At 66.8% G+C, this 17,181-nt stretch carries 5 protein-coding genes and 1 pseudogene; all 6 read right to left on the bottom strand.

The genetic code is table 11. The features are described 5' to 3' along the window. Window positions 1–13 precede the first annotated feature (13 nt). Window positions 14–2,110, bottom strand: a complete 2,097-nt coding sequence (locus LOY22_RS17620; protein WP_258597823.1) for an HlyD family efflux transporter periplasmic adaptor subunit — start codon at window positions 2,108–2,110, stop codon at window positions 14–16. Next, window positions 2,110–3,447, bottom strand: coding sequence for an efflux RND transporter periplasmic adaptor subunit (locus tag LOY22_RS17615; protein WP_258594222.1), 1,338 nt, complete (start codon window positions 3,445–3,447; stop codon window positions 2,110–2,112). Before LOY22_RS17615 ends, LOY22_RS17620 begins: the two co-directional genes overlap by 1 nt. Further along, window positions 3,440–4,195 carry an efflux RND transporter periplasmic adaptor subunit gene (locus LOY22_RS17610; protein WP_045194772.1) on the bottom strand — a complete coding sequence of 252 codons (756 nt, stop codon included), beginning with the start codon at window positions 4,193–4,195 and terminating at the stop codon, window positions 3,440–3,442. The genes LOY22_RS17615 and LOY22_RS17610 overlap by 8 nt, the downstream gene beginning before the upstream one ends. Beyond that, window positions 4,179–5,711 (bottom strand): TolC family protein, encoded by a 1,533-nt coding sequence (locus tag LOY22_RS17605; RefSeq protein ID WP_045194770.1) that lies wholly within the window; start codon window positions 5,709–5,711, stop codon window positions 4,179–4,181. Before LOY22_RS17605 ends, LOY22_RS17610 begins: the two co-directional genes overlap by 17 nt. Window positions 5,712–5,713: 2 nt before the next feature. Further along, window positions 5,714–14,968 (bottom strand): VCBS domain-containing protein, encoded by a 9,255-nt coding sequence (locus LOY22_RS27090; protein WP_408980927.1) that lies wholly within the window; start codon window positions 14,966–14,968, stop codon window positions 5,714–5,716. A 1,375-nt stretch (window positions 14,969–16,343) separates the two neighbouring features. Further along, window positions 16,344–16,946, bottom strand: a pseudogene (locus tag LOY22_RS27085) (DUF4347 domain-containing protein); the annotation flags it as partial. Between the last annotated feature and the right edge of the window lie 235 nt (window positions 16,947–17,181).

Raw genomic sequence — 17,181 nt, 5'->3', positions numbered from 1 at the left:
CGTTGGCGCCGATTCAGAAGCCGCTTTCGCGCAGGGCAATCGCCGCCAGGTGGATCAGCCCCTCGCCTAGAAGGCTGCGCCGGGCAGCTTCGATCTGCAGGCGCCCGCGGGTTTGCGCCAGGTGTGGCGGCGCCTGTTCAAGTTGCACCAGAACATGGAACAGCGCCGGGGTCGGGATCAGCTCCTGGCTTTTTGCCGAGGTGTTCAGCGGGCCACCAAAGCGCGCCGCGAGCATTGGATGGGCTAACTGGCTGGCGCGGGTAGTGCCGATCGCCACCAGCTTGCCGACTATCGCGCTGGCCTCGCCTTCGGGGTAGAAGCGCACCGCAGCACCTGGGCTCAGGCGCTGCACCTCGTCCTGCTCGACATAGGCATCGACCTGCCAGCGACTGGGGTCGACCAGCACGCCGATAGCCTGGCGGCTGTTGAGCCACTGGCCGGGTCGCCAGTCCGGGTCAAGGTCCAGCCAGCGCCCGCGAAACGGCGCCTGCAGTTGCAGGCGGTCGATTTCCAGGCGGGCGGCGCGGCGGGTTTCCAGTTGTACGTTGAGGCGCTGGCGGGTGGCCAGGTCTTCACTGAGGCCGGCCGGGTCGGCAAGCAGGCCGTTCAGGCGTGCCTGATAGCCTTTGAGGCTGGCTTCGCTGCTGTTCATCCGTGAGCTGATGTCCGGTTCCTCAAGGCTGACCAGGGTGCTGCCGGCTTCGACCACGCCACTGGGGTGCACGGCTTGCAAGCGCGCCGGGTAGGGGGCATAGACGCGCAGTTGCTGTTCGGCGCGGGCGACGCCGATCGCCTGGACATGGCTGCGCCAGGGGAGCGCCAGCAGCAACAGCAGTAACCCCGCCAGCAGCCACAGGCTGTAGCGTCGGGCGTTGCTGACCAGCTTGCGACGCTGCCACCAGGCTTTCATTTCGCGCCCGACCGGCATGAGGATGAACCAGGAAATTTCCACGATGAACAAAATGATCCCGAGCAGTTTGAAGAACAGCAGGTAGACCGCCACGGCGATCCCCAGAAACAGCACCAGGCGGTACAGCCAGGTGGCGATGGCAAAGGCGATCAGGGCCCGCCGCGGGCCGGAGGCGAAGGGCTCCGGCCAGGCTTCCGGCAAGCCCAGCACGCTGCGGCGCAAGGCTACCCGTGCCAGGGCCGAGGAGCGTTCGTGAAGGTTGGGGAAGTCGAGCAGGTCGCAGAGGATGAAATAGCCGTCAAAGCGCATGAACGGGCTGGCGTTGAGGGCCAGCGACAGCACCCAGCTGGTGGTGGCCAGGTACAGCAGGCCGTTGCGCAGCGGGCCGGGGTCGCACAGCGCCCAGCCCAGGGTGGCGAGGCCGGCCAGGCCCAGTTCGGTCACGATGCCGGCGGCGGCGATGGCCAGGCGCTGCCGGGCATGGCGCAGTTTCCAGCTCTCGCCGGTGTCGGTGTAGAGCATCGGCCAGAGCACCACGAAGGCGATGCCCATGTGCCCGACGCGCAGGCCCAGGCGGGTTGCCACCAGGGCATGGCCAAGCTCGTGCAGGGTCTTGGCCAGAATCAGCGCCAGGGCAAAGCTGAGCAGCCCGGCGGTAGAGAACGACTCCACCAGGGCGTGGGTGAAAGTATCCCACTGCTGGATTACCAGCAGCACCCCCAGCAGGCTGAGCAGCACCACCAGTACCGCGGTCAGGGGTTGGAACAGCCAGTCCAGGCGCCCGGCTAGGCGTTGCAGCCAACGCTCTGGATGTAGCAGCGGCACGCGAAAAAACAGGTAGTGGTGCAGCCACCAGCGCCAGGTCAGCCAGGCATTGCCCTGGCTACGGCTGGCCAGGCGCCCGACCGCTTCCGGGCCGGGGCGCAACAGTTGGTGCTGGTCGAGGAACTGGCAGAACTCCAGCACCTGCTCGACGTCCGGGCGCAGTGCGGTCCGCGCATGGATGTCCTGGCAGATCTGTGCCGGGCTCTGTTGCCAGCGCAGCAGGCATTCGAACTCCAGCCAGCCGATCCGGTAGAAGCGGTTGGTCACCGTGTCCTGCAGGGTCCAGGCCGGTTCGCCGTCCTTGCCCGGTGCCACTTCATGCAGGCGCAGGTCGTCGCGCAGGGCGGGGGTCGGCAGGCTCGCCGCCGCCGCGATCACAAGCCGCTCCAGGCCCGCAGTGCGGCAATCGGCCGGCGCAGCAGGTAATAGCCAAGGACCACCCGCTCGCCATACAGCTTGGCCGTGCCGTGCAGGCCGAGGCGGGCATGCTCGGGCGCCTCCTCGATGCTCGCCAGCAGGCGATAGGCAACCACGCCATCGTCACTGGCCTGGGCCTGGTAGCTGGTCTCCAGTACCTGGCCCTTGAGTGGCGACAAGGGGTAGGCGGTGAGGAACAGGGTGACTTCAGCGCCGGGCTCCAGGGCGATGGCATTGGCCACCGGCAGCTGGATGCGCATCGCCGGCTGGCTGGGGTCGGCGACCTGCAGGATGCGCTCACCGGTGACCACTGGCTTGCCCAGCCAGTCGTTGGGGTCGCTGAACACGGCAACGCCAGCGCGCGGCGAGCGCACCTGGGTACGTTGCAGCTGCGCCTGTACCGCGGCCAGCTCGGCGCGGCGCTGCTGGACGCGGCCGTTGAGCAGGGTCAACTCGCCTTTGCTTTGCGGGTTGTCGAAGGCACGCTGGCTGGCGGCCATGAGCTCGGCATCGGCCACCGCCAGCTCTTTGCCCAGTACTTCGGCACGGCTGCGCAGAGTGGTTTCATCCAGGCTGAACAAGGGCGCATCCTGCTCCACCGGCTGGTTGGGGCGCACCTGCATGGCCTGGATCACGCCGTCGATCGGCGAGCTGATGTTCTGCGCCTGGCGCGAGACGATCTCAGCCGGTGCCAGGGCGCTCTGGCGCACCGGCACCAGCAGCAGGCCGGCGCCGAGCAGCAAGGCCAGGCCGACCTGGCGCTTGTTCGGTCGCCAGCCCAGCAGCCGTGGCTGGCGGCTGAAGCCTGCCCAGCAATGGGCCCACGTCTGCCAGACACCTTCCATCAACGGCGCCAGGCCGGTCGGCGGGCTGTCCAGCAGGTACACCACCAGGCCCAGGCGCGTGCCGTGGCGGTCGTTCAGCGGGATGCACCAGGCACCGGCCGGCCACCACTCGGCCCAACCCTGGGCAATGTCGGCATCCGGCGCGACGGCTTCACGGGCCAGCCAGCGCGGCTGGCCATCGGTGACCTGGGCGGCCAGCCAGCGGCTGGCGCGGCGCAGCCACACCAGGTAGGGCGAATCTTCGGCGGGCTTGGCCAGGCCCGAGACGCAAAGCAGCTCCAGCGTCTGCTCGCGCTGGGCAAACACCAGGGCCTGGCGGTGCTGCAGGAGGGGGAAGGGGTCGTTGGCGATGGAGAACGCCAGGGCGTTGAGCGAGTCGGCCGCCAGCGCCCGGTCACGCAGGGCGCTCAGGCTCAGCAACAGCGGTGCCGGTGGCAGGCGTTCAGTCATGGGCCGGGCTTAAGGTGGCAGTGCCACTCATGCCGGCAATCAGTTCCGGGTATTCGGCGTCCAGGCGCGCTTCCAGTTCCACGGTCTGCGCGACCGCATCGACCCGCGCATTGATGGCACTCAGGTGCGCCGGGTAAGCCTTGCCGGTTTCGTGGATGCTGACTTGCAAGGGGTTGCCGGTCTTGAGCCCGGGCAGCAGGTTGGACGGGACGTTGAGGCGCACCTTGAGGGCGCCATCGCTGACCAGGTCAAACAGCGGTGTACCCGCCACCACGGTCTGGAACGGTTTGACATGCACCTTGGCGACCCGTCCGGCAAAGGGTGCCTGCACCTGGCAGTAGGCGTTCTGCGCCTGTGCCAGGGCCAGGGCGCCTTCGGTTTTTTTAACCTCGGTGCTGGCCATGGCCACTTCCAGATCGCCCACCGCCTCGAGTTTGCGCAGGTTGCGCTTGGCGTCGAGGTTCTGCCGGGCCATGGTCAGTTCGGCGCCGGCAACCTTGGCCCGGGCCTGGGGTTCGGCGCAGTCGAAGCGGGCCAGCACGCTGCTCTTGCCAACCGGTTGGCCGAAGCTTGCCTTGAGCTCACCCAGGGTGCCGTTCATCTGGCTCGACAGGGTGGTTTCCAGGTCAGCGGCGAGCAGCACGCGAATGGCGCTGGCATCGTCACCGGCATTGACTTGCGCCGTGGCCGGCGCCATCAGGCAGGCCATCAGCAGGGCGAGCAGCGGGCGCTCAACGACGTACGACATTGGCGGTTCCTTGTTGGCTAAGCAGCAGGCTTTGGTGTTCCTGGGTGTCCAGGGTTTTTTGCAGCGCCTGCGACAGGCTCTTGATGTCGTGTTTGTCGATCTCTTCAGGCAGCACGTTGAGGCCGACCGAGTTGTACAGCCGCCCCCAGGCCGCCTGGGCACTGGAGTAGGCGGCTTCGCGCTGGTAACGCGAAAGCAGGTAGCGGCCTTCGGCGCGGATCAGCTCCAGTTCCGAGCCGTAGGTGGTGTTGCGCGCGGCCTGGGCGTAGTCGAGCAGGCTCTGGTCGACCCGCAGGCTCTGGTCGGCGAATTCCACTTCCTGGCGCGCCAGCTGATAGCGAAGGGTGCCGACCCGTACCTGGGTCAGGATCGCCATCGACAGCGCCACCCGGCGCATGTCGTCGGTCTTGCCCTGGGACTCGGCGGCGCGGTTGATGGACGGCAGCTGCAGCAGGCGCAACAGGTTCAGCGACACCTGCAGGCCGGTCTCGGTCCAGTTGCTGTTGTACAGGTACTTGTTGGAGTCGTAGCGGTAGCCGACATCGACGGCGACGTTGGGCCACAGCTGCGCCTTGGCGATCTTCAGGTCGTTCTCGTTGACCCGCTTGCGGTACCACTCTTCCATGATCTCCGGACGGTTTTCCAGCGACAGCTGCTCCAGCCGGCCAATGTCGGTATCGAGCACTGGCAGCGCCGGCTCGCTGCTGTCGGCGAGAATCAGGCGCGAGCCCGGTGGCAGCGACATCAGCGCGGCCAGTTCCGACTGGGCGAACTCCAGGTCCTGGCGGCGCACCGTCAGCAGGTAGATGGAGTCGAGCAGGGCGCGTTGATAGGCCAGTACCTCCTGGCGCGGCAGCAAGCCCTTGCCTTCGGCCTGGCGTGCCGAGAGCAGGGCCTGGTGCGTGCGCACCAGCAGTCGGTCGACCTGGGGCATCAGGCGCTGGGCGCCGACTGCGCGCCAGTAGGCGTTGCGCACGTCCTGAAGGACGTTTTGCGCCACCTTGCGCCGACGCTCCTCGGCCATCAGGATCTGGTCGCTTTTCTGCTGGGTGCGGTAATAGGCGACGCCGAAGTCCAGCAGGCTCCAGCTCAGGCCCAGGCCATAGAGTTCGCGGTAGCGCTCTTCGGAGGTCGACGCGCGCAGGCTTTCTTCGCGGTCTTCGATACCGATCGAGGTGCCGCCGGAGTCGTTGTTGCGCCCGGCGTAGCCTGCCGAGGCCACCAGGCGTGGCAACATCTCGTGGCTGGAAACATCGCGCAGGTCAGCGGCCAGCGCGCCTTCCATCAGTTTCAGGCGGTAATCCAGGTTGTACTTGAGGGCGCGCGCGGCGGCTTCATAGAGGGTGATGGGGGTGGTCACCGGCTCCTGCTCGGCATACATCTGCGCCTGGTCGGCAACGATTCGCTGACGCTGTTCGTCCTTGCTGTACTCATGCGGCTTCATGGCCGAACAGGCTCCCAGCAGCAACGCACAGCCAATGGCGGTGCTCAACAGGTTCAGGGGGGCTTTTGGCATGGTCAGTCCTTGGTCCTTGCGTGTTCGGTCGGTAGGTCGGCGCTGGCGCGCAAGCGCTGCGCGGCCTCGCGCAATTGCGCGCGCAGGCCCGGGGCGGTGCGGTTTTCGGCCGCTGCGGCGAGCTGGCTGTCGCCACGGGTTAGGTTGTCGCGGCTGCTGGCAAACACCGAGGGATCGGCCAGCAGGCCGTCGGCACTCAGGTTCAGGCGGCCATGGCGGCCGAGCATCCAGGCCAGGTCCTGTTCGCTGTCGTTGCGGCTTTGCGCCACGCTGCTGGCAACGAACTGGCCGGGCACCAGGCCGAGCCTGGCCTTGAGCGTGGCACTGCGGATTTCGGGGGTGCGCCCCAGGCTCAGGTCGCTGCCATCGGCTGCCCAACCGGACAGCTCCAGGTCCCGTTCGTCCTGCTCGACCACCGGCGTGACGAAGATCGCCGGTTCCAGCGTCGGCAGCGGCAGGCGCCCGAAGCGGTCGCGGCCGGCGCTGTCCAGGTGCGGGCCAGCCGGTGCCGGAATGAACGGCGCGGCGATGTCCAGGTCGATGACCAACTGGGCCAGGTCGGTAGCCCCGGCCCGGTCGCCGACGGTGTAGGTAAAGACATCCTGCAACACCCGGCCCAGGCCCGCGGCGGCCAGCACCTCGGGGTTGCTCAGGTCGATCTGGTAGCGGTAGCTGCCGTCGGCATTGATCACCAGGGTGCCGTAGCGCCCTGCCAGCGGCTGGCCAACACTGCCGCCGGTGCCCGTGGCGGCCTCGCTGCCGGTGCGAATGCCGACTACCTGCAACTGGTCGGCGGCGTCCACGTCGGAGTCGTTGGGCAATACGTTGCCGGTGGCTTGCGGGGCGGCGGTCTGGTCGCTGGCGACGGCATGGTCGTCACGGGCGACCGGGTTGTCGTTGGCCCCCTGGATGAGGATGTGCAGGCGCGCTTCGGACTGCGCGCCGGCAGTATCGCGCATGCGGTAGGTGAACACTTCGCGCAGGGTCTCGCCGGCCGTGCGCAGGGCCTGGACCTGTGGGTTGTTGTCGTCGAGCTGGTAGCGATAGCTGCCGTCGCTGGCCAGCAGCAGTTGCCCGTAGCGACCTTGCAGCACTTGCCCGGCCAGGGCCACGCTACCGTCTTCGTTGCGCACCTCAAGTACCTGGCGGGTTTCGCCGTACTCGACGCCGTCGACATCGCTGTCGTTGTCGAGCACGTTGCCGCTGGCCGGTTGGCCCGGGGTGGCGTTGTCGACACCGCCGGCCTCGATGGCCACGCCGTGGTCATCCTGGGCAATCGGTGTGTCGTTGCGACCTTGCAGGGTAACGATCAACTGCGCCTGGCTTTGCCCGCCGAAGCGGTCGACCACGGTGTAGGTGAAGACTTCCCTGAGGGTCTGGCTGCCGGTGCGCAAGGCCTGCACGGCGGCGAGGCTGTTGTCCACCACATAGCTCCAGCTGCCGTCGGCATTCACCGTCAGGTCGCCGTAAAGGCCGCGCAAGGCACTGCCGAGGGTACCGGCGGTGCCGCCTTCCAGGCGCCCGCCGGTGCGTACGGCGGCAACGCTGAGAATGTCGTGGTCGACGTCGGTATCGTTGCTCAGCAGATTACCGCTGGGGTTCAGCCCCGGCTGGTTGTTGTTCAAGCCGCCGGCCTCGATGGCCACGGCGCTGTCGTCGCGGGCCTGGGGTGCGTCGTTGCGACCGCGAATGAGGATGGTCAGTTGGGCCTGGTCGCTCAGCCCGCCCAGGTCGCTGACCTGGTAGGTGAACACCTCGGTGATGAACTGGTTCGGCCCCAGCGCACGGATCACCGGGTTGCTTGAATCCAGGCGATAGATGTAGCTGCCGTCGGCGCCGACGATCAACTGGCCGTAGAGGCCGTTGATCAAGGTGCCGTTGCTCAGGTCGGTGCCGTCGCTGACTGCATCCAGGCTGCCACCGGCGGCTTCGCTGCCGGCGCGGATGCCGGTAACGACCAGGCGGTCGCCGCCATCGACATCGCTGTCGTTGGGCAGCAGGTTGCCGCTGGGGTCGATGCCGGCGCTGCTGGCGCTTTCGGCGACGGCCAGGGCGCCATCATCGCGGGCCACCGGCGCGTCCCAGGCACCGCGTACCTGCACTTGCAACTGTGCGGTGTCGCTGGCGCCGGCGCGGTCATGCATGCGGTAGGTGAACACCTCCACCAGGCTTTCGCCGGGTTTGAGCGCTTGCACGGCGGCCAGGTTGTTGTTGACCACATACTGATAGCTGCCATCGGCATTGAGCGTCAGGGTGCCGTACAGGCCGGCGAGGCTCAGGCTGCCATTGATGGTGCTGAAGCTGCCGCCTGCGGCTTCGCTGCCCAGGCGCAGGCCATCGACGCGCTTGAGGTCATTGGCGTCGACATCGCTGTCGTTGGCCAGCACATTGCCTTGCGGGTTGAGGCCCGCGGTGGCGTTGGCCGTACCGCCGGCTTCGATGGCAATGGCGCTGTCGTCATTGGCCTGCGGGTTGTCGTTGCTGCCATGAATGCGAATGCTCAGTACGGCGCTGCTGGTGGCCCCGGCCAGGTCGCGGATGCTGTAGGTGAAGGTGTCCAGCAGGCGGTCGGCGGGGGTGCGCAAGGCCTGTACCTGCGGGTTGCTGTTGTCCAGCTCGTAGTGGTAGCTGCCGTCGGCGTTGAGCACCAGGGTGCCGTACAGGCCTTTGAAGGCGCTGCCCAGGCTGGCGATGCGGCCGTCCTGGCTGAGCTGGGTGACCTGCAAGGTTTCGCCATAGGCGTCGACATCGCTGTCGTTGTCCAGCACATTGCCGCTCGGGTTGACCCCGGCGCTGCTGTTGTTCAGGCCGCCGGCCTCGACGGCGATGGCCAGATCATTGCGCGCCAGCGGCGCGTCGTTGGCGCCACGGATGGTGATACTCAAGGTGGCGCGGTCTTCGGCGCCGGCGGTGTCGATTACCGTGTAGCTGAAGCTGTCCTCGAGGGTGTCGCTGCTGCTGCGCAGGGCTTGCACCGCCGCCATGCTGTTGTCCAGGCGGTAGCTGTAGCTGCCGTCGGCGTTGAGCGTGAGCCAGCCGTAGGTGCCGCGCAGCTCGGTGCCCAGCACGCCATCGGTGCCGGTGACGGTTTTGCTGCCGGTGCGCACCGAGGACACGGCTTTGGTTTCACCGTTGAGCCGGCTGTCGACATCGTTGTCGTTGGTCAGCACGTTGCCCACTGGGTCCCGCCCCGGCAGGCTGTTGTTGCTGCCTCCGGCCTCGATCGCTTCGGCCTGGTCATCGGTGGCCACCGGGTTGTCGTTGCGGCCGAAAATCAGTACCACCAGCTGGGCTTCCTGCGGGGTGGCGGTGCCATCGCTGACGGCGAAGGTAAAGCGTTCCAGGAGGTTGTCGGAGGCATCGCGCAGGCCCTGGACCTGGGCGTTGTCGTTGTCCAGCAGGTAGGTGTAGCTGCCGTCGGCATTGAGCGTCAGGGTGCCGTACTGGCCACGGAAGGCCTGGCCGAGAATGGCACTGGTACCCAACTGGTCGTGGCGCAGCGAAACCACCCGGATCGGGTCGCCATCGGGGTCGGTGTCCTGCGCCAGAGCATTGCCCGAAGGGTTGAAGCCGGCGCTGGTGTTGGCCACGCCGCCACTTTCAATGGCGACGGTGTAGTGGTTCTGGGCCACGGGCGGGTCGTTGACCCCGCGAATGGTGATCACCAGTTGCGCCCGGTCGGTCAGGCCGCTGCTGTCGACCACCTGATAGGTGAAGACTTCGCTCAGGGTCTGGCCGGCAAGCAGGGCCTGCACCGCCGCGTTGCTGCTGTCGACGTCGTAGAAGTACGAACCGTCGGCGCCGATGCGCAGTTCACCGTAGCTGCCGAGCAGCACGGTGCCGTCGTTCGAACTGGTGCCGCCGGCCACCGCAAGCAGCGCACCGCCAGCCAGTTCGCTGCCGGTGCGGATGCCATTGACCTGCAGCAGGCTGTTGGGCCGGTCGGTGCGGTCGACGTCAAGGTCGATGCCGTTGCCTCCCGGCTGGTCGGCCGGGCCCGGGCGGCTGGGGAAGAGTATGACGTTGCCACGAGGGTTGCTCTCGCCGATGGCATTCGGGCCGGAGCCGGCCTGGGCCACGGCCTGGTCGTCACTGGCCAGCGGATTGTCCTGGGCGCCCTGGATGGTGATGCGCAGCTCGGCGATGTCGTTCAGGCCGCCGGCGTCGGTAACCTGGTAGCTGAAATACTCGAACAGGCTGTCACCGGGCACCATGCGCTGCACCGCCGTGTTGCTGTTGTCGACGACATAGCGGTAACTGCCATCGGCGCCGATGGTCAGGGTGCCGTAGCTGCCGACCAGCAGCGTACCGTTGCTGCTGGTGGTACCGGCGGCTACCGGGGTGATCGTGCCGGCCGCACTCTCGCGCAGTGAACGGATACCGGTGACGCTCAGCACTTCGCCATTGGCCTGGCTATCGACGTCGGTGTCGTTGCTCAGCACGTTGCCGGTGGCGTCGCTGCCGGCAGTGCCGTTGGCAACGCCACCGGCCTCGACCGCGATGCCTTCGTCATTGACTGCCACCGGGGTGTCGTTGGCGCCATGCACGGTAACCGTCAGCGCTGCGCTGCTGCTGGCGCCGGCCAGGTCGGTGGCGGTATAGATGAAGCGTTCGACCAGGGTCTGCCCGGCCAGGCGCAGGGCCTGGACCTCGGCGTTGTTGTTGTCGACCAGGTACAAAAATCCGCCGCTGGAGGACACGATCAGGCTGCCGTAGCGACCGCTGATCACGACCGCGCTGCCTGAGGCGAGGTTCTGCGCCAGCTGGCCTTCGAGGCCGATGGCGCTGACCCGCAGCACGTCGGCGTTGGTGGCGATATCGACATCCTGGTCGTTGCGCAGCAGGTTGCCGCTGGGGTTGACCCCCGGCAGGCGGTTATTGGTGCCCCCGGCTTCTACCGCATCGATGGCATCGTCAACTGCCAGTGGCGCATCGTTGACCGGTGCGAGGATGATCTGCAGGCTGTCCTGATCAGTGCGCGCGTCCTGCGGGTTTTGCCCGGGCAGGCCGTCGCCGTCGCCATCGCCGAAGCCGCCGCGGTCGTTGCTGAGCACCGTGAGGGTATCGATGCCGTTGAAGTTGGCATTGCCCAGGTAGACCAGATTGGCCAGGGCCTGGTTGAGCGCTGTGAGGTTGCCGGAGAGGCTCAGGGTACCGCTGCCGTTGCCCACCACCGAAACCCCGGCGGGCAGGGCAGACAGGCTCAAGGTGCCGTGCAGCACACTGAGGGTGATGTCCATGATGCCGTTGCCGATATCGACATCGCTGACGCGAATGCCGCCGATGGCCAGTGGCGTGTCTTCAAAGCCGTTCTGGGTGCCGGGCAATTGGTTGACCGGGGCATCGTTGAGCTGCACGAAGCCGGCGTCGGCGTTGGCGCTGCTGCCTTCGCCCAGGTTGATGTCGATGCGCCCCAGCGCGCTGCCGGCATCCGAGTCGATGCGTACGCGCAGCTCGCCCAGCGGCTGCGGATAGGCGACGGTGCCGCTGGGCACGTCGATACGGAACACGCCGCTGGGCAGCACACCAAAATGGTAACGGCCATTGGCGTCGGTGGTGGTGGTAAACACCTTGTTGTCGGCGCTGCTGTCGAGGTTGCCGTCCAGGCCGGCCCAGGTCAGGGTCACGGTCTGGCCGGCCAGGCCCGGGCCATCGGGGATGGCGCTGGTCGTGGCCGAGGCGGTGTCGTCCCAGAGTGTGCCCTGGATAAGTCCCAGGCCCGCAGCGTCGCTGAGGATATAGGTGTTGGGGCTGGCGCCAGCGCCGGTGCGTTCGCCCTCGGCGCTGCCGTCGCTGCCGACGCTGGAGCCGCCCCAGCTGTTGAAACTCTCCGGCAGGCTGGTCCAGGTCAGAGTGGCATTGCTGCTGGCGATTGCGGCCAGGTTGGGCAAGGTGACCTGGTAGGTGACCTTGACCTGGTCGCCGACATTGAGCTTGGCAAAGTCGACACCGAGCCCGCCGCTGGTGCCGAACGTCACCCCCGCCGGCAGGTTGCTGGCCGTGTACAGCGTGCCGTTGAGCTCGATGCCGAGCAGGCTGTAGCTGCTGCCGGTCGGGAAGCTGTCGCGTAGCTGCGCGTCGTAGGCGGCAATGCCGCCGGTGTGGGTGAAGGACAAGGCCAGGGTGGCCGTGCCACTGCTGCCCGAGGGGTTGGGGTCGAAGTCGACCACGCGTTTGTCCAGGCTGTTGAAGCGCGGTTCGACCAGGTCCTCGTAAACCGCCTGGCTGCGCGATAACTGCACCCCGCGCGACTGGTCGATGGCAACCGCCGACAGCGACAGGCCGGCGACGTTGGACGCCTGGTTGAGCACCCGTACGTTGAACTCCAGCGACACCAGCTCTTTGTCCAGGTCATTGTCGTGGTTGACCACATCACCCAGGTGAAAGGTGATGACCGTGTTGCCGTTGGCATCGGTGCTGACGCTGATTTGTGCGCCATTGAGAAGGCCGCCGGGTGCGGCGCCGAGCAGGTCGGCGCTGATCGGCTGCGCTTCCTGGGCATTCTGTGCGCCATTGATGTTCAGTTGCCCGCCGTTGATCAACGAGGCGATGCTGCTGCTGATGCCCTGGTCGGAAATGAACGCAATGCGGGTGTTGCCGTCGTTGAGAAACCCCAGGCCGTTTTGCAGGGTGACCTGCAGGCTGTAGTCGCTGGTGCTGCCCTGGGCCAGTACCGCCACCACCCGGTAACGGATGATTTCGCCGATGGCGACCTGTTCGCGCTCGCTGTTGGTCGGGTTCGGCGCGGCGCTATCGCTCAAGCCGCCGACCCGGGATATCTCCACGCCCTGGTTGACCGGCACACGAACACTGAACGCGGTCTGGTAGTCGTTGAGCACGCCGCTGTTGAGCATGCCATCGGCCCCGGTGCGCTCGCCGGCCGGGTCGAAACCGATGTTGCCGGTGCCATTGAGGCTGCTCCATTGCACGCTGGCGAGGTTGTCGAAGCTGGCCACGCTGGCGGCGCTGGCGTTCACGTCGCCGACCACGGTAATGAAGATTCGCCCGCCCTTGGCGATGTCGATGTTGGCACCGTTGACGCTGCGCAACTGGTTGCCGACCAGTTCGAAATCGCCGCCGCCGTTGTTGCTGGCGCCGCTGTAGTTCACCGACAACAGTTGCAGGTTGCTCAGTTGCGTGGGCAGGTTGTCGAGAAAGCGAATGTCGAAGGCATCGAAGTCGCTGGCACTGCTACCGTTGCTGATGACGATCAAGTAGCGCACCCGCTGGCCTTCATCGACGCCCAGGCCCGGGCCGAAGTCGGCCGCGATGTCCACCACCAGGGTCGGCTCGCGCACGGTGACGGTCGGCCGTCCGCCGCTGAGGGCGACGGTACGGTCAAGGGCGTTGCTGCCGTTGGCGGTATCGCCATCGGGGTCGCTGAAGTGGATTTGCGCACTGTTTTGCAGGGAACGGTTGCTCTGGTTGCCGTCGACGTTGCTGACCGTCAGGCGCACGCGAATGACAAAGCTGTTGTTGTCGCCGCGGTTGTCGGCGGTTGCGCCGGCATTGCTGAAGGCCAGGCGCAAGCTGACGCCGTCGCCGCCAAGGCTGCCGCCGATGGCTGAGATAGCCTGGCTGCCGAGGCTGCCATTGAAGTCGGCGGTCAGCGCCGCGCTGCCGGCCACTGTGGTGATCAACTGGTAGCCCTGGCCGCCATTGAAGCTGGTGTCCAGGCGCAGGCCCGGCGGGATCAGGTCGTCGATGCGCAGGTTGCGGGTGTCGCCTTCGGGCAGGGTGACCTTGATGTCGTAGAGCATGCTTTCGCCGACCACCAGGTCGCTGCCGCTGGTATGGCTGGCGCTGGAGTCGCCGTTGTCGAGGCTGCCGCCGGCGAAGGTCTTGCGTACCTCGGGGGTGGCCACTTGCTGGTTGGCCAGGTCTTGCAGGTCGGTGGGGGTGAAGTCGCTGCCGCCGTTGACGCTGGCATAGTTGCTCAGAGTCGCGGTGCTCTGCAGGGTACGCCCGGCCTCGATGCTGGCGACGACCTGGACGTCGTAGGTGATGACCACGATGTTGGCGCCAGTGGTGTCGGCGGCGGTCCCGCTGCGCCCGGGCAACAGGCTGGCCACGGCGCCGGCGTCGAGGAAGCTGATCTGATTGCCGTTGACCTCGTAGTCAACGCCACGCACCAGCAGGCTGCCATCGCCGCGATAGACCTGCAGGTTGGCGGCGCCCAGGCTGCCGCCGACAAAGCCCAGGCCATTGGGCAGGCTGATGCCGGTGACCACGTCGAAGGCGCCGCCGCCGCCGGTGTTCTCGATGGCGGTGGCCAGGCGCAGGGTGTCGCCGCCATCGATGCCGCTGACGTTGCCGTCGATCTGGCTCAGGCTGGTGATCTGGCCGCTGAACGGCACGCCGCTGGTGCCCGGTGCTTTCCAGCTGCCGCTGGTGCCGGTGACGCTGCCCTGGCTGCTGGACACCACGCCGTGGGTGAGGGCCAGCACTGGCTCGGCGATCGAGGCAATCAGTGCGACATCGGAAGAAATCAGCGGCCGGTTGTCGATGGTGGTGAGCTGGCTGGATTGCGCCAGGACGTCGAGCGAACGTTGGTCGGCGAAGGGTTGGTCGCCGACCCGCAGGGTGAACTGCACCTCGATCCGGCTGCCATTGGTCAACGCCGTGGTGTAGTCGCCAAAGTCGAAGATTACCGCGTTGCCGGGGCCGCTGGTGACGCTGTCGACGCCGTCCGGGTTGCTGTTGCCAGCACCGAACGACCACTGGCCGACACCGTTGCCCTGGCTCCAGTTGATGGCGCCCAGGTCGAACAGTGGCAAGGGCAGGTAGGCGGTGAGCTTGAACTGCTCGTAGTCGCCGGTCACCAGGTCGTAACTCAGGCGGAACGTCACCAGGTCGCCGGGACGCAGCTCGCCGTTGGCCGGCGGCACGCCGTTGTTGACCGTCACCAGTTCGATATCCACGGTGCGCGTGGGGATGGTACTGGTGGTAGTGGAGCGGTCGCTCTGGTCGTAGCCGGTCAGGTTGAGGGCATCCTGGATCAGGGTTGCACTGACCTGGGCATTGTTGCCCAGGCTGTCGCCTTCGTTGATCTCGCTGTGCGGCGGGTAGGGCGTGGTGTAGCTCTGGGCAACCACGGCGTTGTAGCCGATTACCGCCGTGGTGGCGCCGCGGATCAGGTCCTGGAACGCCAGGTCGCCCAGCAGGGCGCCGAGGCTGCCGTTGGCATTGCGCAGCGACTGGGCAATGTCGAAAGTCAAGGTGGTGCTGCCATCGACATTGAGCGTGGTGCCGGTCACCAGCGCCACGGTCTGGGTACGACCGGCCGAGGGTCAGGGTGGCCGGGCCGGAGACGCTCAGGCCATCGCCGACCTGGTCGACGACCACGAAGCGGCCTTGCTGGAACAGGGTCTGGCCGAAGGCAAAATAGTCGGAAATCGCCAGGTTCAGGCTGTAGTGCAGGGTGTCGCCGGGGGTGATGCCGGCCTGGCCGAGGTCGGTGATCAGGCTGACCTGCTTGAGCAGGGTGATCGACTTGGCAACAAAGTTGGTGTCCTGGCCGGTGGCGGTAAAGTCGATGTCGTTACCCGGGGGCGAGACGTCACGCGGGTCGAGCGGCACCCAGTTGCCACTGACGGTGGCGCCGGCGACGGTGATGGTGCGCTCGTCGCCGGTCAGGGGGTCGATGACCTGCTGGCCGTTGGCATCGACATCCGGTACATAGAAATCCACCACGGTGCTGGTAGCGGCGCTGAGGGTGGCATAAGTGACGGTGTAGGCGTCGATGAACACGTCCCTGGCGGCGATCAGGGTGGCGATCTGCGCGGGGTCGGTAATCACCCGGCCATCGTGCAGGGTGATCGAGGTCAGGCTGCCGCCGGGGCCGGGGGTGATGGCGTTGACCTGGACATTGGGCGGCAACGGCTGGGTCACCACGACATTGCTCAGGGTCTGGCCCGGCGCCGGGGTGACGGTGCTGGTCAGGGTGCGTTCGTAGTTGGGGCCGGTCGCGGTTTCGCCTTCCGGGGTGGTGACGGTCTGGGTCTGGGTCAGCACCGTGGGGTGGACCACGAAGCTTTGCAGGCTGGCCTCCACCAGGCTGGGGTCACTGGCCGGGTTGTCCAGGGCATCGTTGCCGAACTGGAAGCCGCTGCGCGCGCGAATGGTCAGGTCTGGCGAGCCGTTGGAGAAGTCGGTATCGGCCAGTTCGCTCAAGCGTGCGTTGATCTGCACGCTGATGCCCGGTTGCCCCTGGGAGACACTGGCGTACGGCAGTTGCAGCACCACCAGCTGGTCGCCGGCGCGCAATCCGAGGCTTGCGGCATCGAGAATCAGTGCGTTGCCGCTGCTGTCCTTGGCCAGCGGGTGGCTGGCCTTGCCATTGGCGTCGAAGGTAAGCACATACGATTGCACGTTCTGGCCAAGATAACTGGCCGAGACAAAGCTGACGCCGTCGTCGCCATCCTTGCCGGTGGCCGGCATGAACAGGTCGATATAGGGCGCGAAGCCGACCTGGCTTGAGGGGTTGCTGAAGGTCAGGTCAAAGCTGAATGCGCCGCCGAGCAGCACGTCCGAGCCGCCAGACGAAATGCCCAGGGTCGGGCTAGCATTGGCCAGCAGGCTGTCGAAGCTGCTCAGGGCTGTCGCAGACAGGGCGATGGCCTGGTCGATGTTGCCGTTGCGCACCTCCAGGTTCCAGTCGCCGCCCAGCCGCGCGCTGCCGCTGTCGTTGCTCGAGGCGCCGACGTCGGCACCGGTCCAGCGTGCCAGCTCATCGACCAGGGTACGCCCGGCGCTGCCTTCGCCCACCTTGCAGCCGTACAGCTGGATATCGGCACCCTCGCTGAGCGCCTGGCGCCACTGGCCCAGCGGCGTGGCGAACTGCTCGATATTGTCGGCGCTGAGGGTGCTGCTGCCGAGGGTGAACTGGCCGGCGGCGCCGTGGGAGAGGATCTGGATCGAATCGACCTGGCCCAGTTGCGCCAGGCTTGCGGAAATCGCCGCCAGGCCATCTTGCTGACTGTCGACCACCAGTACCTGGACATCTGCCGGCAACTGGGCGAGCAGTTGTTCGCGGCCTTCAATGCGGCTGTCGAGCACCAGCAGGTGGCGCGCGGCCGAGGGTTGGGCCGGGGCATCGCTGCGAGCTTCGGTGTGAGTGGCGGGGGTGGCCAGGGCGCTGTCCTTGTTGCCCGCGCTGTTGTCGTCGCCAGCGTGCTGCTGGTCGGCCGCTGCGGCAGCGGCGCCGTCGAACAGGATCCGCTGCTCCAGCGCCATGGCCCGGCGCTGTGGTTTGAAAAAAGGCGGTTGTACGCCAGGTCCGGTCATCCTGTCCATTTCATCACCTCAGGCCTGCTTCGCTTGGGCAGGCCAACGCAGAACAAACACCTTCAGTGACCTGCCCGGCAGACACTGAAAAGGTCCCTATGTTTGCAACGACGGTTCTACTGTGTGCTGACCTGTATCAGGCCTGGCAGAACCCTGGCACTTCACATTCCTTGTGATTTTTTGC

The organism is Pseudomonas sp. B21-035, assembly GCF_024748945.1.
Classification (GTDB): Bacteria; Pseudomonadota; Gammaproteobacteria; order Pseudomonadales; family Pseudomonadaceae; genus Aquipseudomonas.
The sequence above is the reverse complement of the archived record's forward strand: the minus strand, read 5'-3'. Positions and strand labels throughout refer to the sequence as shown.

Excerpts from the sequence above, each read along its gene's own strand:
- LOY22_RS17615 (WP_258594222.1), bottom strand. The coding sequence starts at position 3,447 with ATGACTGAACGCCTGCCACCGGCACCGCTGTTGCTGAGCCTGAGCGCC.
- LOY22_RS17610 (WP_045194772.1), bottom strand. The coding sequence starts at position 4,195 with ATGTCGTACGTCGTTGAGCGCCCGCTGCTCGCCCTGCTGATGGCCTGC.
- LOY22_RS17605 (WP_045194770.1), bottom strand. The coding sequence starts at position 5,711 with ATGCCAAAAGCCCCCCTGAACCTGTTGAGCACCGCCATTGGCTGTGCG.